Genomic DNA, 18,693 nt, shown 5'->3' on the forward strand with positions numbered 1-18,693 from the left:
GGCGCGGGCATGACGAGTGCCTTATTCTGCCCAAGGTGTCCGCTACATGCACCCGGCGCAGCGAAGACGAAGCGACGCGATGACGGCAGATGCGCTTGCGTGTCCCGCCTCCGTAAGCCAGCACGTCGGCCATGTGATCGCGCTCCGCCTCGACTCCGGCATTGCAGTCGAGTCCCCTCTGCGCGACCGGGCGTGGTCCAGGCCCACCGGCGTCGGGCCTGGATGGGGACTGCCCTCAGCCGGTCGAGGAGGCCTGCGTACCCGCCGCTTCGCGCCCCTGCTCCTCGTCGGCCAGCTGGCGAATCGTCAGCGGATTGGAGAAATCGATGGTGCGGGTCGGGAAGGCGAAATCGATGCCCTGCTCGGCGAAGCGCTGCACCAGGGCCAGGTTGATCGCCTGCTGCACGTCCATGTACGCGTTGAAGTCCGGCGTCTGCATGATGTACACGGTCTCGAAATCGTAGGAGGAGGCCCCGAATGCCTTGAAATGCGAGCGATCCAGGTTCGCGTTGTCGATCCGTTCCAGGATCTCCTTGACCGTGTCCGGGATGCCCGCCAGCTTGTCGTGCGGGGTCGAATACAACACCCCGAACTCGAACACGATGCGTCGGGTCTGCATGCGCTTGTAGTTGTGCACGCGTGCGCCCAGCAGGTCGCTGTTGGCGAACACCAGCTGCTCGCCGCTGAGCGCGCGCAGGCGGGTGGTCTTCAGGCCCACGTGTTCGACGGTGCCGGCGAAGGCATCGACGACCACGAAGTCGCCCACCTCGAAGGGCTTGTCGATCACGATCGACAGCGAGGCGAACAGGTCGCCCAGGATGTTCTGTACCGCCAGGGCGACCGCGATGCCGCCCACGCCCAGACCGGCCACCAGCGCGGTGATGTTCACGCCGATGCTTTGCAGCACCGTCAGCAGCACCAGTGCCCACAGCACGGTCAGCCCGATGAAGTTGATCGCGCCCAGGCTGGTGGTGGCGCCGAGATTGGTTTCCTGTGTGGCCCGGTCGCGGTAGTCGTCGATCCAGAACTTCACCTGGCGCGTGCCCCACATCCCGAGCTGCAGCAGCAGGGCGACCGCCGCCACCTTGCCGGCAATGCTGTAGGCACGCTCGGGCAGCTCCAGCACCTGCAGGCCGAAATGCAGGGCCACGAAGAACATCAGCCACATGCGCGTGCCGCGCACCATGTACGCCAGCGACTCGAAGACCCGGTCGATCGTGGTGCCCTGCTTAGCGATCGCGCCCAGACGGTTGGCGATCACCCGCCGGGCGATGGCCAGCACGATCAGGATCAGCACCGTGATGCCGGCGGCGGTCAGCCAGGCCTGCAGGCTGTTGTCCAGCACGGTGTAGTCGTTCAACCAGTTCATCATGTCTCCAATGGGAAGGAAGTTTGGTGCGCCGATAGGCGCGCGGGGGATAATCGGGGCATGGACGAACACGACCCGTGCCCGGTGGCGCCAGAGGCGCCGCTCCCCAGCGATTGCTGCGACAGCGGCTGCGATCCGTGCGTGTATGACCTCTACGCGGAGGAGCTGGCGCGCTATCGCGAACGCCTCGCCGCATGGCGCGCGCGGCATCCCGAAGCACAAGCCTGACACGCCCACGCAAGGAAACCGGCCGCTCGCGGACTCAGGGTCGCAACATCGCGCGCGAATGTGAACCCCTTCGCTTGCCTCTCTACACGTTCCACGCCCACGGCGCGTCGCCTGTGCGGGGATCAATGACGATTTTGCACCAATGCTCCGGCCGCAACCCGCAGGCGGTGAGTCCATCGACGGATCATCTGCCGATGCCAAAAAGCCGGGGAATCGGCGGGTGGTGATGCCCGTGGCAAAGGACATCGATCACCCGCCCGCCGACGTGCAAGGAACACGCGCTAGCGCTGCTGCACGGCGGATAGGATCTGCGCGCGCAGCCACTGGTGCGCGGGATCGCGATGCACGCGCTCATGCCACAGCATCGCCATCTGGTAACCGGGGACCGCCAGTGGCGCTGCCACGACCCGCAGCGCCGGATGCCCGTGGGCCAGTCGGGCGGGCACCATCGCCACCAGGTCGGTGGACGCCAGCGCGGACAACACGAACAAGAAGTGCGGCACCGACAGGGCCACGTTGCGCTTGAGCCCCAGTGTGTCCAGGGCCGCATCGGTCGGGCCGCGGAAGCCGCCGCCGTAGGGCGAGACGATCACATGGTCGAGTCGGCAGAACTGGGCCAGCGTCGGCCGCCGTTTCAGGCCCGGATGGCCGGCGCGGCCGGCCAGTACGTAGCGCTCGTCGAACAGGATGCGCTGGCGCAGGCCCTCAGGCGCCCCTTCCACGGTATGGAAGGCCAGATCGATCCGCCCGGCCTCGGCCTGACGCGTGATGTGCTGGGGCACCATTTCGCGCACGGCCAAGCGCGTGCCGGGCGAGGCCGTCCGCAGACGCGCCAGCACAGGCAGCACGATGGTAGTCGCGCCGTAGTCGGTCGCGGCCACCTGCCAGGTCTGGCGGGCGCTGGCCGGATCGAACGGTGCCGGTGGCGCGATGGCACGGCCCAAGGTTTCCAGCGCGGCGCGCAGCGGCTCGCGCAGGGCATCGGCGCGGGCGGTGGGACGCATGCCGCGTGGTCCGGGCAACAGCAACGGGTCGTCCAGCAGCGCGCGCAGGCGCGCCAGCTGCACGCTGACCGAGGGCTGGGACAAATGCAGGCGCTGCGCGGCGCGGGTGACGTTGTTCTCGGCCAACAGCGCGTCGAGCGTCACCAGCAGGTTGAGGTCCAGGCGCCTGAGATCGTTCATGGCTATACCAGGAATCATGAGAATTCATTTCAACTATAGCGAGCTCATTCCTATGGTGGCGTCTCACTCCCGACCGGCCATCGCCATGAATGTCCTGATTGTCTACGCCCATCCCGAACCCAGCTCGTTGACCAGCCATCTCGCCCGTACCGCGCAGCAGGTGCTGCTCGCGCAGGGCCACGAGGTCCAGACCTCGGACCTGTATGCCATGGGCTGGAAGGCGGTCTTCGACGCGCAGGATTTCCCTGACCGCCTCGATGCCAGTCGCCTGTCCTTCATCGCCGAATCCGGGCATGCGTATGCGAACGGCCGCCAGAGCGACGACGTGGCTGGCGAGCAGCGCAAGCTGCAAGCCGCCGATGCGCTGATTCTCGCGTTCCCAATGTGGTGGTTCGGCATGCCGGCGATCCTGAAGGGCTGGATCGACCGGGTCTGGGCGTTCGGCCTGGCCTACGGCTATCGCGGTGCGGGCAATGCCTACCGCTACGGCGAGGGCGGCTTTGCCGGCAAGCGCGCCCTGCTGGCCGTGTCGATCGGTGGTCCGGCCGCGGACTACGGTCCGCGCGGCATCAATGGCAGTCTGGACCAGCTGCTGTTTCCCATCACCCACGGCACGCTGTTCTATCCCGGCATGCAGGTGCTGGCGCCTTTCGCGCTCCACGACAGCGGGCGGCAGGACGCGGCGGGCGTCGCGGCGGCGACATCGGCCTGGACCACGCGTGTCGCCCACCTGTTCGATGAAGCGCCCCTGCGCTTCCGTCCGCAGAACGGCGGCGACTACCCGGACCGACACACCCTGGCCGAGCAGCACGCCCCGGGCAGGCGCGACCTGTCGATCCATCTCGCGGACTGAGCGTACAGACCGGCCGCCAGGGCCGGTCGTGCTCCGGTACGATGCGGGCCCGATCGCTGCCCGCCCCGCCGTGCCCCACTCGACCGCACCGCTGCTGACCCGTTCCACCGCGCAGGCCCTGAGCGCCGCGCGCGACGCAGGACTGGCCGAATGGACCGGCTCACTGGATCTCGGTCGCTCAACCGGCACCGCGCGGCTGCACGCCGATGGCTGGGACTGGCATGGCGTGCGGTATCCGTATCCGGGCAAGACCCGCGACCGCACGCTGTATCACTTCGACGGCGAGGACTTCGTGCCGGTGTCGCGCTTTGCGGGCGCGTTGATCAAGCTGGTGCCGACCGAATGGAACGTGCCGACCTTCGAGATCGACGGCATCAAGATGCTGCCCACCTCGAAGGAATCCCCGCTGGACGACGCGCGCCGCAAGGTCGCCCTGGTGGAACCGCGCGGCAAGGCCGTGCTGGACACCTGCGGGGGGCTGGGCTACTTCGCCGCGTGCTGTCTGGAAGCCGGCGTGGCGCGGCTTCAGTCCTTTGAGAAGAACGAGAGCGTGCTGTGGCTGCGCACGCTCAATCCGTGGTCGCCCGATCCGGCTGCGGCCGAGACCGGCGGGCGCCTACAGCTGACCCACGGCGATGTGTCCACGCAGATCGCCCTGCTGCCCGATGCGGCCTTCGATGCGGTGCTGCACGACCCGCCCCGGTTCGGCATCGCCGGAGAGCTCTACGCCCAGACCTTCTACGACCAGCTGGCGCGGGTGCTCAAGCGCGGCGGCCGGCTGTTCCACTACACCGGCAGTCCGAACAAGCTCACCAGCGGCCGCGACGTCCCGCGCGAAGTGGCCAGGCGCCTGGAGAAAGCCGGGTTCAAGGCGCAGCTGGCACTGGACGGCGTGCTGGCGGTGCGCAGATAGAAACGCCGCACGGGTTGCCCCGTGCGGCGTGGTGGATAAGACGAGCCTGCGCCTGTTTACGGCATCTGCGGCAGCTCGTGCGGACGCAGGTCGAACACCAGCACCTCGGCGTCCTGGCCATCGCTGAAGACCAGCTGGTCTTCCTGACGGATACGCACGCCGTCGCCCTCGCGCAGCACCTGACCATTGAGCGATACGGTGCCGCGGGCCACGTGGACATAGGCGTAGCGCTGCGGCGGCAGGCTCAGGGTGGCGGTTTCGGCGCCATCGAACAGGCCGGCATACACGCGGGCGTCCTGGCCGATCTGCAGCGAATCCTCCGCCCCGTCCGGCGACAGCACCAGGCGCAGGCGGCCGCGCTTTTCTTCCGTGGAGAAATTGCGCTGCTGGTAACGCGGCTCGGTGCCACGCTGGCCGGGCACGATCCAGATCTGGAGGAAGTGCACGCCCTCGCTCTGCGAATGGTTGAACTCGCTATGGGCCACCCCGGTGCCGGCGCTCATCAACTGCACGTCGCCCGGCAGGATCACCGAGCCGGTGCCCATCGAGTCCTTGTGCGCCAGCGCGCCTTCCAACACGTAGGAGAAGATCTCCATATCGTTATGCGGATGTTTGCCGAAACCCTGGCCCGGGGCCACGCGATCGTCGTTGATCACGCGCAGGTCCGAGAAGCCGACCTGGTTGGGGTTGTAGTAGTGGCCGAAGGAGAAGGTGTGGCGGGAGGACAGCCAGCCATGGTTGGCCAGTCCGCGGGTGTTGGCTTGGGTGACGTCGAACATGGGAAATCTCCTGGTCAATGCGGGGAAGGATCAAACAATCGGATCAGGGACCGGTGCGCCGGGAGGGCGCACCGGGTGAAGCAGGTCAGAGGACGGCAGCGCGCAGCTGCGGCTGGCGGCGCTCGCGCAGGGCATCCAGGCTCAGGGCACCGGCGCCGAACGCCACGACCTGCAGCAGGCCACCGGCGATGGAGACGTTCTTGAAGAAGTGGATGAACTGGTTGGTGTCGCCCAGTGCGTGGTGGAACATCACCGCCGTGACCAGGGCGAACAGCGCCATGACCGCGGCCACAAGCCGGGTGCGATAGCCCAGTACCAGCGCCAGGCCAAAGCCGACTTCGACGATGACCGCGCCCAGGAAGGCCAGGTCCGGCAGCGGCATGCCGCTGGCAGCGATGTAGGCCTTGGTGGCGGCCGGCGCGGCCAGCTTGCCGACGCCACTGATCAGGAACAGGGCGCCGATCAGGACACGGCCGGCGGCAGCGGAGAACGCGAAGGATTTGGTGTTCATGGCAAAGCTCCAAAGCGGTGGTGGAAAGGGCGGTGGCGGGACCGCCGAACCGTGGAGCCATGCTAGTGTCGCCTCCGATAGCGAAAAACCATGCGCGTGGCGCCACACTGTCAACCTGTAAGAGACAATGAGCCAACTCGAAGACATGCGCCTGTTCGTGACCATCGTGGACGCGGGCAGCTTCACCGCCGCGGCCGATCGACTGGGTCTGTCCAAGCAGTTCCTGAGCAAGCGCGTTGCCGCGCTGGAGGCGCGGCTGGGCGTGCGCCTGCTGATCCGCACCACCCGTCAGCTGCGCCCCACCGAGCTGGGCCTGGTCTATCTCGAGCAGGCGCGCGGGCTGATCCGCCAGTTCGACGAGACCGAAGAGGCCATCGCTCGCCAGAACACCACCCCGCGCGGGCTGCTACGGATCAGTGCGCCGATGTCCTTCGGCACCCTGCACCTGGGCCCGGCGCTGCCGCAGTTCCTGCTGGCCCATCCGCAAGTCAGCGTGGAGATGGACCTGAGCGATCGCACGGTGGACCTGATCGGCGAGGGCTACGACGTGGCCGTGCGCATCGGCACCCTGCCCGACTCGAGCCTGGTCGCGCGCACCATCGCCCCGATGCAGATCCGCCTGTGCGCCAGCCCCGACTACCTGGCCCGACGCGGCACGCCAGCCACGCCCGCCGACCTGCGCGACCACGATTGCCTGCTGTATGGACACAGCCGCCATGTGGAGTGGACCTTCCAGCACGCCGGCCGGCGCGAGGTGCAGGCCATGCGCGGCCGCCTGCGGGTCAACAACGGTGAGCTGGTCCGCGACGCGGCCGTGGCCGGACTGGGCATCGCCTACCTGCCCACCTTCATCGTCGGCCAGGCGCTTGCCGACGCGCGCCTGGTCAGCGTGATGGAAGACCACTGCCCACCGCCGGCCGCCATCCATGCGGTGTATCCGCAGCATCGCCAGGCGTCGCGGGCGGTGCGGGCGTTCGTGGAGTTCCTGCACTCACGCTTCGCGAGCGCGCCGCGCGGCTGAGTCGCCGCATCCGCAGCGACGACAGGCGCGCGGCTATGCTCGCTGGCCACGCCGCCCGGAGGAGCGCTACGTCCATGATTCCGCATTCACACCCCGCCCCAACCAAGCGCCGACCCGCGCATGGACTCCTGCTCACCGGCTTGTTGGGTGTTCCGTTGGCCGCCTGCGCCGCCCAGGCCGATGCCGGACATGGCGACCAGCTCTACCAGGCGCAATGCGCGATCTGCCACGGTCCGGCCGGCGAAGGCGGCCAGGGCCCCGCGCTGGGCGGCGTGGTCGGGCGCAAGGTCGCCGGGGCGGACTTCAGCTACACCCAGGCGCTGCGCAACCTCGACGGGCGCTGGGATGCCGAGCGGCTGCGGACCTTCCTGGCCAACCCGCAGGCCATGGCGCCCGGCACCTCCATGCCCATGGCGGTGGAGCAGCAACAGGCACGCGCGGATATCGTGGCCTTCCTGGGCACGCTGAAGCCTGCGGTAAATCAGCAGGCCGGCGGGAACGGCGCGACTGCCGACACCGGCGTGTTCGGCGGCTGGCGCCAGGATGCACCGGGCAAGACGCACCACATCCGCCTCGCCGACCTGCCGGCGCCCGCGCCGGAGACGTCGGCCAGCAATTCCAGCCGGGTCGTCCCGCGCCCGGCCGGCGCGATGCCCCTGGTGCCGGACGGCTTCGAGGTCAGCGTGTTCGCCCAGGATCTGCAGGGCCCGCGCATCCTCAAGGTCGCCCCCAACGGCGATGTGTTCGTGTCCGAGCCGGACAGCGGGCGGATCCAGGTGCTGGTGCCCTCGGCCGATGGCCACCAGGCCGCGCGCACGCTGACCTTCGCCAGTGGGCTGGACGGGCCTTACGGGCTGGCGTTCTATCCGGCCGGTGCACAGCCGCGCTGGCTGTACGTGGCGCAGAGCAACCAGTTGGTGCGCTACCCCTATCGCCCCGGCCAGCGTGCGGCCGAGGGCAAGCCTGAGGTGATCGTGTCGGCGTTCTCGCCCGGGACCGGTGGGCATTCCAATCGCGACCTGGCCTTGTCCCAGGACGGCCAGTGGTTCTTCGTGGGCGTGGGCTCGGCGTCCAACGTGGCCGATGGCATGGGCACCAAATCCCCCGCGCAGGCCAAGGCCTGGGAGGCCGAGCAGGGATTGGGCGCGGCGTGGGGTGAGGAGGAACACCGCGCCCAGGTGCGCGCGTATTCGCCCGATGGCCGCCAGCAGCGCACCTACGCCACCGGCATCCGCAACTGCTCGGGGCTGACCGTGCAGCCGGGCACCGGCACGCTGTGGTGCTCGACCAACGAGCGCGACCGCCTGGGCGACAACCTGGTGCCCGATTATGTGACCCGCGTGCCGGCCGGCAGCTTCTTCGGCTGGCCGTGGTGGTACCTGGGCGATCACGAGGACCCACGTCGCGCCGGCGAGCGCCCGGACCTGAAGGGCAAGGTCAACGTCCCCGACGTGCTGCTGCAGGCGCATTCGGCCTCGCTGGGCATGAGCTTCGCGCCGCAAGCCAAGCTGCCGGCCGACTGGCGCGGCTCGGCCTTCGTTGCCGAACACGGCTCGTGGAACCGGCGCGAACGCACGGGCCCCAAGCTGATCCGCATCCCGGTCGATGCCCACGGCGCGCCCACCGGGAGCTACCAGGACGTGATGACCGGCTTCGTCGTCGACGATGCCCATGTCTGGGGCCGGCCGGCCGCGGTCACCGGCACGCCCGATGGCGCGCTACTGGTCAGCGACGACGCGGGCGGCGTGGTCTGGCGGCTGGTGTATCGCGGGCCGTAGCCACGGCGCGTGCGCGGATCAGGGCCCTTGGGCGGCGCGGGCGGGAGGCGCAGCCTGCGCGGCGGCGGTCTCGGCCGCCCTGGCCAGGGCGCCGGCATCGGCCACCTGTGCGCGGGTGGAGGTGCGCAGCACCGTCACCTTGCCGGTGTCGGCGCCGGGCTGCGGCGCGGCCCGTGCAACTTCAGCTTCGGCATGCCCATCGGCCGGTGATGCGCCGTCGGCCTGGGCGACGGCGGCCTCGCCCTGCTCCGGCGGCGTGCTCAGGTCCGGCACGTTGGTATCGGCATCGGGCAGCGGCTTGCTCAGCGCCACGCCCTGTCCGCTACCGGCCAGTGCGGCGGCCTCGGCATCATGGGTCATGACCACGATGCTGATGCGCCGGTTGATCGGGTTGGTGGGATTGGTCTTGTCGAACAGCACCGAGGAGGACAGCCCCACCACGCGGGTCACCTTCTCCGGCTCCATGCCGCCGCCGATCAGCGCCCGGCGCGCGGCGTTGGCGCGGTCGGCGCTGAGTTCCCAGTTGGTGTAGCCGGCGTCGTTGCTGTAAGCGGTGGTATCGGTGTGCCCGGTGATGCTGATGTGGTTGGGCACCTGATTGATGAAGCCGGACAGCTCATGGAGGATCGCGATGGTGTAGTCCTTCAGGTGCGCGCTGCCCACGTCGAACATCGGCCGGTTCTGCTTGTCCACGATCTGGATGCGCAGGCCATCGGGCGTCAGGTCCAGCAGCAGTTGGTCCTTGAACGGCTCCAGGGCCTGGCTCTTGCCGATGGCTTCCTTGAGGTCCTGCATCAGCGCCTCCAGGCGCTGCTTCTCTTCGTTGCGCTTGTCCTGCTCGCCTTGTGCGCCGGACTTCTTCTCGCGGCCGAACGGCTCGTCCATGCTGCCCTTGGGCAGATCCATGGTGCCGCCGAGCTTGATCATCGAGTTGCTGGCGCCGCCCGGGCCGTTCATGCCCGGCGAGGGCGCCATGGACTTGCCCTCCAGCGGACTGGGGTTCTTGAAGTACTCGGCGATGGCCGCGCGCTCCTGTTTGCTGGTGGCCGCCACCAGCCACAGCACCAGGAAGAAGGCCATCATCGCGGTCACGAAGTCGGCGTAGGCCACCTTCCAGGCGCCGCCGTGATGGCCGCCGCCCTGGACTTTCTTGACCCGCCGGATGACGACGGTGGACTTGGTCTCGGCCACGACGACACGCCTACTTGATGGTCTTCAGGTGCGACTCGAACTCCGAGAAGCCCGGGCGCACGTCCGACGGCAGCGTCTTGCGGGCGAACTCCAGGGCAATCTTGGGGTTGTAGCCGCGCAGGCAGGCGAGCAGCGCGGTCTTGACCGATTCGTAGATGCGGCTGTCCTGTTCGGCGCGGGCTTCCATGGCCGCGGCCATCGGGCCGACGAAGCCATAGGCCATCAGGATGCCCAGGAAGGTCCCGACCAGCGCGGCGGCCACGTGGTGGCCGATCTCCTCGATCGAGCCGCCGATCGAGCCCATGGTGATTACGATGCCCAGCACCGCGGCCACGATGCCGAAGCCCGGCAGGCCGTCGGACACCTTGGACAACGCATGCGCCGGGGCCAGGGCCTCGTGGTGGTGCTTTTCCAGCTCCAGTTCCAGCAGCGGCTCCAGCTCGTGCGGCTCGATGTTGCTGCCGATCATCAGACGCAGGCAGTCGGTCATGAAGTCCAGCAGATGGTGGTCGGCCAGCACCTTGGGATAGTTGCCGAACACGGCGCTCTGGGAAGGATTCTCCACGTGGTCCTCCAGCGACATGAAGCCGTCGCGGCGGGCCTTGTTGAGCAGTTCGTAGACCAGCGACAGGGTCGCCTTGTAATCCTCGGCCTTGTATTTGGGCCCCTTGAGCACCCCGATGATGCCCCCGATGGTCTCCTTGACGGTCTTCATCGGCGTGCTGACCAGGAAGGCGCCGAATGCCGCGCCACCGATGATCACCAGCTCATAGGGCTGCCACAGGGCCCCCAGGTGTCCGTGGGACAGCACATAGCCGCCGACGACACTGAGAATGACCACGATGAAGCCGACGATGATGAGCATGGCGCGCGCCGTGATGCATGAAGGGGGGTACTTCAATGTCGGCCTGGCGACGGGATTCTTAAGCCGCGCCCGGCCTGACGCTGCCCCGCGCCACGCTGCGAACTGCGTTCAGGTGCTCGCCGCTGACCCGGGCAAAACCGAAGCCACCACGGCATGCAGCTGCGCGGCCAGCGCCTTCCGATCAGTGCCTGGCGCGACCTGTTGGGGTGGGTGGAAGGTCACCCGCACCACGGCACCGGACAGGCACAGGAAGCGCCGCACGTGGTCGCCGGCCGCCATCGACCCGTAGAACGCGTAGGCATCGCGCTGCCCGCCCTGCGCCAGTGGACGGCCGTCCACACCCAGGATTTCCAGAGTGAAAGGCTGCAGCGTCCACGGCGCCGTCCCTGCGGGCGAGGCCAGGAACAAGGCGAACAGACTGGACTTGAACGGCGCCACGCGCTCGCCGGAGGAGGTGGTGCCCTCCGGGAACAGGACCACGTCGTGGTCCGGGCGCAGTTGCGCGGTCACGGCCGCGGCCACCGCCGCCGCATCGCGACTGCGGCGGCTGATGAACAGGGTCTGCGCCAGCGCCCCGACCGCGCGCATGCCGGGCCAGCGCTCCATGTCGTCCTTGGCGATGAACCGCGCACGCAACAGGCTGCCCAGCACCACGATGTCGTAGTGCGAGACGTGGTTGCCCACGAACAACGTCCCTCCCCCCGTACGCGGCGTCCCGACCAGTTCCACGTCGATGCCCAGTGCACGCCGCAGGCAGGCGAACCATAGGCGCGGCAGGGCGAACGCGCCGCGCCCCCGGGTCACCCGCATCACCAGCCATTGCAGCGGCATCAACACGAGGCTGGCCAGCACGATGGTGGCCACCCGCAGGCCCGCGCGCAGCAGCACCGCGGCACGGGCGAAGGCAGGCGTGTTGACGGGAGCGGGCTGCATGGCGGCCACACCTTAACGGGCCCGGGCGCGGGGCGACACCCGTCCGGGCACCGGGGTCAGGGAGCCGGTGGGCGCAGGCCGGCGGTGCGCTCGGCCACCGGAGCGATGGGCGGCAGCCCGTTCTCGGCCGTGTCCAGATAGAACAACGCCACGGCCGAGACGTCGTCGCTGCGGTAAAAGTTGGTCCATCCCTCCTGCGGCAGGCTGGGGTGATCCAGGGGCACCGGCGCGGCACCCGCCAGCAGCGGCACGAAGCCGGCGCGCCCGCCGCCGCTGTCGATCGAGACCGGCTGCAAGCGCGCGCCGCGCGTTTGCATCGCCAGCACCTCGGCCTTGGGCGCGCCGCCGATCTGCTGCAGTTCCACGCGCAGGTCGTGAGCGAAGAACACCGGGTCGGGCACGTGGAAGCGGTAGAACGTCCAGCGCCCATGGGCTTCGTCCGCCACCGGCGCGCCCTGGAAGCGCTGCACGTAGGCGCCCTGCCCCCAGCCGGTGCCGATGTAGTCCTCGGTCCCGGTGCCCACCAGCGTGGGCTGCGTGGTGTCGCCATCCAGGTAGAGCTTCATCTCGCCCTCGCCCCACCAGGTGCGGCCATAACGCGGATCGGTGAACACGGTGACCAGCGCGCCCAGCCAGCGGCCGCGCCCCTGCACCGGCGGCAGAATCTGGAAGGCCCGGCCCGGCGTGGTCGCCCGCTCGCGGTGCCACCAGGCGTGGAAGTACAGCGTCCCGCTCGGCAATTGAGGGACGCGACGGAAGTCCACGTCGAAGAACACCTGGTCCAGGCGCTGGCCTGATTCGTTGACCAGTTCCACCCGGGCGTGGCGCTGGAACGGCATGGGAATCCAGGACACGAACGAACGCCCTTCCGGACTGGCGACCAGCGCGGTCTCCATCGGCACCAGCGCCCCGGCGCCGGCCCCGAACAGATCACCCAGCGGCACCGAGACCGCCGGGGTGGCCGCATCGTCCCAGGTAATCTGCAGCCGCAGCGCGCGCAGCATCGCCGGTGAGCACTCGTTGACCGTCATCCAGAGGCGGTCGATCACGCCCGGGCCGTCCACGTCGGCCAAGACCTGGGTGCCGCCGGCCGGAATGCTCTGATAGGGATGGCCCTTGGCGCCGTGGTTCTCGACCCCACCGGCGCCCTTGGCGGCTTGCGGGTTCTCGGGACTGGCCCAGCCGGGGGTGCTGTCCTGCCAGGTGTAGAGCGCGTCCTGCGCGCCGGCGGGACCGGCGCAGGCCAACAGCGCCGGCAACAGCCAGCGCGCGATGCATCGCGTCATGTGCGTCTTCCCTCCCGAGGCAGCTCACCGGACACGCAAGGGTGGCAGCGTGTCGCGCGCGAAGCACGGCACGCCGCAGCAGAAACTTATTTGCGCGCCGCGATGATCTGGCTCAGGTAGTCCGGGGTGCCCGGCACGCGCTCCAGGTGCGGATACTGCAGGCCACCGTGGTAATCCACGGCCACGGTGCGGGTGGCGCCCTGGTACTGCAGCAGCAGTTCGATCGGCGCCTTGCGCGCCTTGGCCGCGGCGATGGCGTCCTTGAACGCATCCACGCTGTAGTCCTGCCCATCGACGGCGACCAGCTTGGCCCCGGTGCTGACACCAGCCTTGAACGCCGGCCCGTCCCAGCGCACGTCGTTGATCGTGCCATCCGGCGCCATGGTCAGGCCGATGGACCAGGTGAAGTTGTACAGGTGGCGCGGCGACTGCGGCTGGCTGTCGTACTGCTTCTGGTAGGTGCTGGGCGTATCGGTGTAGACCAGCTTCCAGCCGGTGCCTTCGATGGTGTCCAGCGGAGGATTCACCGCGTCCACGCGCGCGTGCAGATAACTGGCCCAGTCGTATGGCACCACTGCGTCGAGCGCGGCGACCACGTCCTCGAAGGTGTAGGTCTTGGTGACGTAGCTGCCGTTGTCCACGCCGAAGAAGGCCTTGGCGAAGTCGTCCAGCGACTTGCTGTCATGGCTGAGCGCGCGCAGCTTGGCATCCACGCCCAGCCACATCATCTGCCCGGCGCTGTAGTACTCCTCGCTCATCTGCCAGCTGCGGTACGGCAGCCCGGCACGGTGCGCGGCGGTGGGATCGTTGGTGGTGTCCTCCAGGGTCTTCCACTGGAAGCCCACGCGGTTGCGGTCGTAGTTGGCCGCCACCATCGCCAGCGCATCGCGGAACTGCTGCGCGCTCCACAGGCCCGCGCGCGCAGTCAGCACGAAGCCCCAGTACTGGGTCTGTCCTTCGTACACCCACAGCAACGAATCGCCCATCGGCACGTTGAAGTTGGGCGTCCACAGGTCCGCGCCACGGCGGAACTTGCCATTCCAGGAGTGGGTGTACTCATGCGCCAGCAGATCGCGGTCCGGCGCACCCTCGTCCCAGTCGGTGAAGTAGCCGGTGCCCAGACCGTTCTCGCTGGACTGGTGGTGCTCCAGCCCGTTGCCGCCTAGTTGGTCGGACAGGGAGAACAGGAAGTCGTAGTGATCGTAGTGGTGCGAGCCGAACAATGTGGTGGCCTGGACCACCAGGTTGCGGTGCGCCTGCACCTGTTCGGGCGTCATCTCCAGGTACTTGGGCGCGTCTGCGACCACGTCCAGGTGTACCGGTGCGCCGCCCTTGGGCGTCAGGTCCACCCGCTTGAAGTACTGCCCGGCGTAGATGGGCGAGTCGACCAGATTGTTGAAGGTCACCGGCTTGAAATGGGTCGTGGCGCCCTGGGTGGAGGCCGTCTCCAGGGCGCTGCCAAACTGCCAGCCATCAGGCAGGGTCACGCTGGGGGCGAAGGTGATGCCGCGGCTATAGTAGCCGGCCGGATACAGGGCCACCTTGTTCCATTCCAGGTCCAGCATGCGATCGGTCATCTCGAACCCGCCGCCGCGCGGGGACAGATACTGGAAGTCCAACTCCAGCGCCTGGGCACCGGCCGGCACGTCCACGTGGAAGGCATAGACGTCGTAGGGGTCGCGTGTCCAGGCCACCGGCTTGCCGTCCGCGGTGATCTTCAGGCCGGCCATCATCGCCACCGGGCCGGACGGGGAGTGGTCGCCCGGGATCCACGCCGGGTACAGCAGGGTCATCGGGCCGGGCTTGGCCGGCACGGTCTCATGCACGCGGAAGATGCCCTGGCGGGTGTCGCCGGCGTCCACGTGCAGCGCCACCGTGCCCGGATAGGCCACGTCGCGTGGCGCCGGCACATCCGCCTGCCCCCTCGCCTGCGCCGACGCGGCGCCGCTGCCCAGGGCCAGCAAGACCGCCGCCGCAAGGCACGCCCTCCCTCGACGCTGGGTGGAGGGGGAACGGGCGAGCGTGGAACCGAACATGACAACTCCGACAGGCAGGCGAAACCGCAAACCTATCACCGACCGGCCATGGGCGGATGCCCCCCCTCGGGCACGGGAGCGGGCCGCCGGCGGGCGTCCGCCCCTCCGGCTTGGCGCAATCGCGTCAACCACGGCCTCATCGGCACCGCACCGGGGGCGCCGTGGGCGACCACCTGCTAGGGTTGCAGCCCCCTACCCGACCAGTCGATGCGGACCTTCATGCGTAGCTTCCTCCCGACCCTTCTCGCCGTTTCCCTGGCCTCGGTCGCCTCCTGTGCGCTGGCCCAGGATGCTGCCAAACCCACCCCGCAGATTTCCGCGCGCGCGCTTGATGCCACTGCGCCGCCGACCACGCTGGAGGCCCTGTCCAAGGCGATGCCGGTCACGGCCGAGCACGCGATGGTGGTCTCGGCCCAGCACCTGGCCACCCAGATCGGCGTGCAGGTCCTCAAGGAAGGCGGCAATGCGGTCGATGCGGCAGTCGCGGTCGGCTACGCCCTGGCGGTCGTGCACCCGTGCTGCGGCAACATCGGTGGCGGAGGCTTCATGGTGGTGCACCTGGCCGCGGCCAACGGCAAGCCGGCGCGCAACCTGTTCCTGGACTTCCGCGAAAAGGCCCCGCTGGCGGCCACGCCGACCATGTTCCAGGACGCCGACGGCAACGTGGTCAAGGGCCGCAGTACCGACAGCTACCTGGGCGTGGGTGTCCCGGGCACCGTGATGGGCCTGGAAACCGCCCGCACCACCTACGGCACCCTGTCGCGCAAGCAACTGATGCAGCCGGCCATCGAACTGGCGCGCAAGGGCTACGTGCTGCAGGAAGGCGACGTCAAGATCATGCACTCACGCGTGGAGGACTTCGCCAAGTCGCCCAACGTGGCGCGCATCTTCCTCAAGGCCGACGGCCAGCCTTACGCGCCGGGTGACCGACTGGTCCAGACCCAGCTGGCCGACACCCTGGAGCGCATCGAGAAGCACGGCACCAAGGGCTTCTACGCGGGCAAGACCGCCAAGGCGCTGGTCGCGGCCAGCCAGGCCAACGGCGGCATCATGACCCTGCAGGACCTGGCCCAGTACACCGCCCCGTGGAGTACCCCGATCAATTGCGGCTACCGCGGCTACCAGGTGGTCTCTGCGCCGCCACCCAGCTCCGGCGGCGTGACCCTGTGCCAGATCCTGGGCATGGTCCAGCCCTACCCGCTGTCCAGCTGGGGCTATGGCTCGGCCAAGGCCGTGCACCACATCGTCGAGGCCGAGCGTCGCGCCTTCGCCGACCGCAACACCTATCTGGGCGACCCCGCCTTCGTCACCAATCCGATCGAGCGCATGCTCGACCCGGCCCACGTGGCGCAGATGGGCAGCACCATCGATCCGGACAAGGCCACGCCCTCCAGCGAGATCAAGGGCAGCCTGGGGCCGGACGAAGGCACCCACACCACGCACTACTCGGTGGTGGACGCCCAGGGCAACGCGGTGAGCGTGACCTACACCATCAACTACCTGTTCGGCATCGGCCAGATCGCCGGGGACACCGGGTTCTTCCTCAACAACGAGATGGATGACTTCACCTCCAAGCCCGGCGTGCCCAACAGCTTCGGCCTGGTGCAGGGCAAGACCAACCAGATCGAGCCGGGCAAGCGCCCCTTGAGTTCCATGACCCCGACCATCCTGCTCAAGGACGGCCAGGTGGCGATGGTGACCGGCAGCCCAGGCGGCTCGACGATCATCTCCACCACCATGGAGAGCATCGTCAACGTGCTCGACTTCGGCATGAACATGCAGCAGTCGGTCAATGCCCCGCGTTTCCACAACCAGTGGCTGCCCGACGTCACCGCCGTCGAGCCCGGCCTGCTTTCGCCCGAAGTGAGGCAGCAACTGGAAGGGATGGGTCACAGCTTCCGCGACGTGCAGTCCTGGGGCGCGGACGAAGCCATCCTGCGCAATCCCAAGACCGGCCTGCTGGAAGGTGCCAACGACCGCCGCCGCCCGGCGGGTCTGGCCGCCGGGTACTGAGCCGGCGGAACGTGTCGTGAGAAAGGCCGGCCCTTTGCGGGGCCGGCCTTTTCTGTGCCTGCATTGCTGGCCATCAGGGGCGACGGCATGCGAAGCCGCATGCGCCCGACGCCGCACAGCGAGCATCCGCTGCGTACAGCGTCGCCTTTCGAGGGGATCGGCCTGCGATGGTCGCGCGCAAGCGACGCCTGCGCGCGCGTCCATGGCGCGGCCCGCCCGGACCGACGTCGTGGCTCCACACAAAGCGATGAGTGGCCCTTGTTGCCTGGCTGGCAAACCTCGACAGCAGAGCGCCGGCGGTCTCCCGCCGGCGCTCTGCTCCGTGCCCCCGCTGCGATCAGCGAGCCGGTGCCTGGACCTGGCTGGGCTGCGCCTGCTCGACTGCGAACTGGCGGTTGAACGCCTCCAGTTGCTGGGTGCTGGCCGCAACGTCCTGGCCGACGGCCTGCGCACGGTCCACATACACGCGCTGCGCGGCCGGATCGCCCAACGCCCCCTGCACCGCAAAGACGCCGGCCCCGTCCGGGCGAGCCACCACCGCATCGACCTGCCGCATGCCGGCGACCTTGCTCTCGAAGGCCACCTGGCCGGCCGCGTTCTCCAGCGCCTTGCGATCGTCGAACAGCGGCGTCATGCCTGCCTGCGCACGTTGCGCCTCCAGGCCTTCCAGCTTCTGCACGACATTCGCGTAGCGCGCGTGCTCCGGGTGGCCGCCGTCGGCCATGGTCGACGCCTGTGTAGGCAGCGTCGGCCCGGCCTTTTCTGCGGCCAACGCTTCGGCGGCCATCAAGGCATTGAAGGTCTGCGTCCCGGCCTTGCCATCCACCAGCAGGTGGTGGTCCTGTTGGAACGCCCTGACCGCCCGATCGGTATTCGGTCCGAAATCGCCATCGGCCTTGAGCGGCATGCCATCGCTGCCCGTATACCCCAGCGCCGCCAGCCGCCCCTGCAGATCCCTGACCGCCTCGCCGCGCTCTCCCTTGACCAGCATATTGGCGGAAGGGGCAGCGGTAACGTCGCCGCCCGTGCTGGGGCTGAGCACGGGTTTGCCTCGCTCGGCGTGCGTCACTTGGTCGGCAAAGCGCGCGTACTGGTCCATTTTCTGGCCCATTGCAGCGTAGGCGTCCGAAAGCGTCCGGCTGCCATCACCATACAGCGCGGGGTTTCCAGAAATGACCTGAGCGCTCAACACGGAATCGACACGCGCCTGAGGATGGTCGCGGAGTGCTTCCAAGAAGCGGGGACCATCGCCGGTGCCCAGATTGTGCATGGCATAAACATTGGCAGCCACATCGGCACCCCCGTACTGCGCGGCGCGCTCGACGTTCTCGCGTGTGAACTCGGCCAGCATGGCGGCCTGCAGGCGGGTATCGGTGCGGAGCTCCGGTGCATTGGCCTGCGCTCGGGTGAGGTCGGCGGCACCTTCAACGCCGTACTTCTCCCCATATTTGTTGATCATCTCCTGCCAGGTCGCATTGAGAAACTGGCCGTACCCATAAGCAGAGGAAATGGCCATCGTGCCGTCGAACTGACGCACGGTGTTGTTTTCCGGATGGCTAACTGCAATCGGGCGCGCACTGGGATTGAAGCCCGACTCGAACCCAGCAATCTTGACCATCACGCCCGGATCGACGCCGGCGGCCTGCGCCGCGCCTTCGAGTTCCTGGCGATGTTCATTCCATCGATCATCGATCCTTGCCATGTGCTCACTCCTTTTCGTTATCGGGGATTTG

16 protein-coding genes are annotated in these 18,693 nt (G+C 68.5%); 6 read left to right on the plus strand and 10 right to left on the minus strand.

All coding sequences use genetic code 11. The features are described from left to right. Nucleotides 1–235: 235 nt before the first annotated feature. Nucleotides 236–1,372, minus strand: a complete 1,137-nt coding sequence (locus ACORQU_RS04880; RefSeq protein ID WP_491643727.1) for a mechanosensitive ion channel family protein — start codon at nucleotides 1,370–1,372, stop codon at nucleotides 236–238. Between the two features lie 57 nt (nucleotides 1,373–1,429). Here ACORQU_RS04880 and ACORQU_RS04885 point away from each other — a divergent pair, with 57 nt between their 5' ends. Then, nucleotides 1,430–1,597 carry an oxidoreductase-like domain-containing protein gene (locus ACORQU_RS04885; RefSeq protein ID WP_271644464.1) on the plus strand — a complete coding sequence of 56 codons (168 nt, stop codon included), beginning with the start codon at nucleotides 1,430–1,432 and terminating at the stop codon, nucleotides 1,595–1,597. A gap of 281 nt (nucleotides 1,598–1,878) precedes the next feature. Here ACORQU_RS04885 and ACORQU_RS04890 read toward each other — a convergent pair whose 3' ends face one another. Then, entirely contained in the window at nucleotides 1,879–2,781 is a 903-nt protein-coding gene (locus tag ACORQU_RS04890) for a LysR family transcriptional regulator (RefSeq protein ID WP_491643728.1), read from the minus strand. 85 nt (nucleotides 2,782–2,866) lie between these two features. On the opposite strand from ACORQU_RS04890, the gene ACORQU_RS04895 reads away from it, so the two are divergent. Both ACORQU_RS04895 and ACORQU_RS04900 read left to right on the plus strand, forming a co-directional pair. Then, the gene (locus ACORQU_RS04895; RefSeq protein WP_491643729.1) at nucleotides 2,867–3,634 is read left to right on the plus strand and encodes an NAD(P)H-dependent oxidoreductase; all 768 of its coding nucleotides are present in this window, start codon (nucleotides 2,867–2,869) and stop codon (nucleotides 3,632–3,634) included. Between the two features lie 70 nt (nucleotides 3,635–3,704). Beyond that, a complete protein-coding gene (locus tag ACORQU_RS04900; RefSeq protein WP_491643730.1) occupies nucleotides 3,705–4,547 on the plus strand; it encodes a class I SAM-dependent methyltransferase in 843 nt (280 codons plus the stop codon). 56 nt (nucleotides 4,548–4,603) lie between these two features. Here ACORQU_RS04900 and ACORQU_RS04905 read toward each other — a convergent pair whose 3' ends face one another. Next, on the minus strand, nucleotides 4,604–5,326 hold the full coding sequence (locus tag ACORQU_RS04905) for a pirin family protein (protein ID WP_491643731.1): 723 nt from the start codon (nucleotides 5,324–5,326) through the stop codon (nucleotides 4,604–4,606). An 85-nt stretch (nucleotides 5,327–5,411) separates the two neighbouring features. Beyond that, nucleotides 5,412–5,837: a DoxX family protein gene (locus tag ACORQU_RS04910; RefSeq protein ID WP_491643732.1), complete on the minus strand. Its 426-nt coding sequence runs from the start codon at nucleotides 5,835–5,837 to the stop codon at nucleotides 5,412–5,414. Nucleotides 5,838–5,964: 127 nt separating this feature from the next. On the opposite strand from ACORQU_RS04910, the gene ACORQU_RS04915 reads away from it, so the two are divergent. Both ACORQU_RS04915 and ACORQU_RS04920 read left to right on the plus strand, forming a co-directional pair. Then, nucleotides 5,965–6,858 (plus strand): LysR family transcriptional regulator, encoded by an 894-nt coding sequence (locus tag ACORQU_RS04915; protein ID WP_491643733.1) that lies wholly within the window; start codon nucleotides 5,965–5,967, stop codon nucleotides 6,856–6,858. Between the two features lie 74 nt (nucleotides 6,859–6,932). Continuing rightward, nucleotides 6,933–8,636, plus strand: a complete 1,704-nt coding sequence (locus ACORQU_RS04920; RefSeq protein ID WP_491643734.1) for a PQQ-dependent sugar dehydrogenase — start codon at nucleotides 6,933–6,935, stop codon at nucleotides 8,634–8,636. A gap of 18 nt (nucleotides 8,637–8,654) precedes the next feature. Here ACORQU_RS04920 and motB read toward each other — a convergent pair whose 3' ends face one another. From motB to ACORQU_RS04945, 5 genes are all read right to left on the minus strand, one after another. Beyond that, entirely contained in the window at nucleotides 8,655–9,827 is a 1,173-nt protein-coding gene (motB, locus tag ACORQU_RS04925) for a flagellar motor protein MotB (protein ID WP_491643735.1), read from the minus strand. Between the two features lie 10 nt (nucleotides 9,828–9,837). Beyond that, nucleotides 9,838–10,692: a flagellar motor stator protein MotA gene (gene motA, locus ACORQU_RS04930; protein ID WP_491643736.1), complete on the minus strand. Its 855-nt coding sequence runs from the start codon at nucleotides 10,690–10,692 to the stop codon at nucleotides 9,838–9,840. 108 nt (nucleotides 10,693–10,800) lie between these two features. Next, nucleotides 10,801–11,523, minus strand: a complete 723-nt coding sequence (locus ACORQU_RS04935) for a lysophospholipid acyltransferase family protein (RefSeq protein ID WP_491644961.1) — start codon at nucleotides 11,521–11,523, stop codon at nucleotides 10,801–10,803. 158 nt (nucleotides 11,524–11,681) lie between these two features. Continuing rightward, nucleotides 11,682–12,911, minus strand: a complete 1,230-nt coding sequence (locus ACORQU_RS04940) for a glycoside hydrolase family 172 protein (protein WP_491643737.1) — start codon at nucleotides 12,909–12,911, stop codon at nucleotides 11,682–11,684. 86 nt (nucleotides 12,912–12,997) lie between these two features. Further along, nucleotides 12,998–14,947, minus strand: a complete 1,950-nt coding sequence (locus tag ACORQU_RS04945) for a M61 family metallopeptidase (RefSeq protein ID WP_491643738.1) — start codon at nucleotides 14,945–14,947, stop codon at nucleotides 12,998–13,000. A gap of 219 nt (nucleotides 14,948–15,166) precedes the next feature. On the opposite strand from ACORQU_RS04945, the gene ggt reads away from it, so the two are divergent. Then, on the plus strand, nucleotides 15,167–16,960 hold the full coding sequence (gene ggt / locus ACORQU_RS04950; RefSeq protein WP_491643739.1) for a gamma-glutamyltransferase: 1,794 nt from the start codon (nucleotides 15,167–15,169) through the stop codon (nucleotides 16,958–16,960). Between the two features lie 337 nt (nucleotides 16,961–17,297). On the opposite strand, the gene ACORQU_RS04955 is transcribed toward ggt, so the two are convergent. Further along, complete coding sequence (locus tag ACORQU_RS04955) at nucleotides 17,298–18,662, minus strand: peptidoglycan-binding protein (protein WP_491643740.1); 1,365 nt, start codon at nucleotides 18,660–18,662, stop codon at nucleotides 17,298–17,300. Between the last annotated feature and the right edge of the window lie 31 nt (nucleotides 18,663–18,693).

The organism is Pseudoxanthomonas sp. JC1303, from assembly GCF_058448525.1.

Bases quoted from the DNA above. Each gene is read 5' to 3' on its own strand.
- motA (WP_491643736.1), bottom strand. From the start codon at position 10,692: ATGCTCATCATCGTCGGCTTCATCGTGGTCATTCTCAGTGTCGTCGGC.
- ACORQU_RS04945 (WP_491643738.1), bottom strand. From the start codon at position 14,947: ATGTTCGGTTCCACGCTCGCCCGTTCCCCCTCCACCCAGCGTCGAGGG.
- ACORQU_RS04910 (WP_491643732.1), bottom strand. From the start codon at position 5,837: ATGAACACCAAATCCTTCGCGTTCTCCGCTGCCGCCGGCCGTGTCCTG.
- ACORQU_RS04920 (WP_491643734.1), top strand. From the start codon at position 6,933: ATGATTCCGCATTCACACCCCGCCCCAACCAAGCGCCGACCCGCGCAT.
- ACORQU_RS04885 (WP_271644464.1), top strand. From the start codon at position 1,430: ATGGACGAACACGACCCGTGCCCGGTGGCGCCAGAGGCGCCGCTCCCC.
- ACORQU_RS04940 (WP_491643737.1), bottom strand. From the start codon at position 12,911: ATGACGCGATGCATCGCGCGCTGGCTGTTGCCGGCGCTGTTGGCCTGC.
- ACORQU_RS04915 (WP_491643733.1), top strand. From the start codon at position 5,965: ATGAGCCAACTCGAAGACATGCGCCTGTTCGTGACCATCGTGGACGCG.
- ACORQU_RS04895 (WP_491643729.1), top strand. From the start codon at position 2,867: ATGAATGTCCTGATTGTCTACGCCCATCCCGAACCCAGCTCGTTGACC.
- ACORQU_RS04880 (WP_491643727.1), bottom strand. From the start codon at position 1,372: ATGATGAACTGGTTGAACGACTACACCGTGCTGGACAACAGCCTGCAG.
- ACORQU_RS04955 (WP_491643740.1), bottom strand. From the start codon at position 18,662: ATGGCAAGGATCGATGATCGATGGAATGAACATCGCCAGGAACTCGAA.
- ACORQU_RS04890 (WP_491643728.1), bottom strand. From the start codon at position 2,781: ATGAACGATCTCAGGCGCCTGGACCTCAACCTGCTGGTGACGCTCGAC.
- ggt (WP_491643739.1), top strand. From the start codon at position 15,167: ATGCGTAGCTTCCTCCCGACCCTTCTCGCCGTTTCCCTGGCCTCGGTC.
- ACORQU_RS04935 (WP_491644961.1), bottom strand. From the start codon at position 11,523: ATGCCGCTGCAATGGCTGGTGATGCGGGTGACCCGGGGGCGCGGCGCG.
- ACORQU_RS04905 (WP_491643731.1), bottom strand. From the start codon at position 5,326: ATGTTCGACGTCACCCAAGCCAACACCCGCGGACTGGCCAACCATGGC.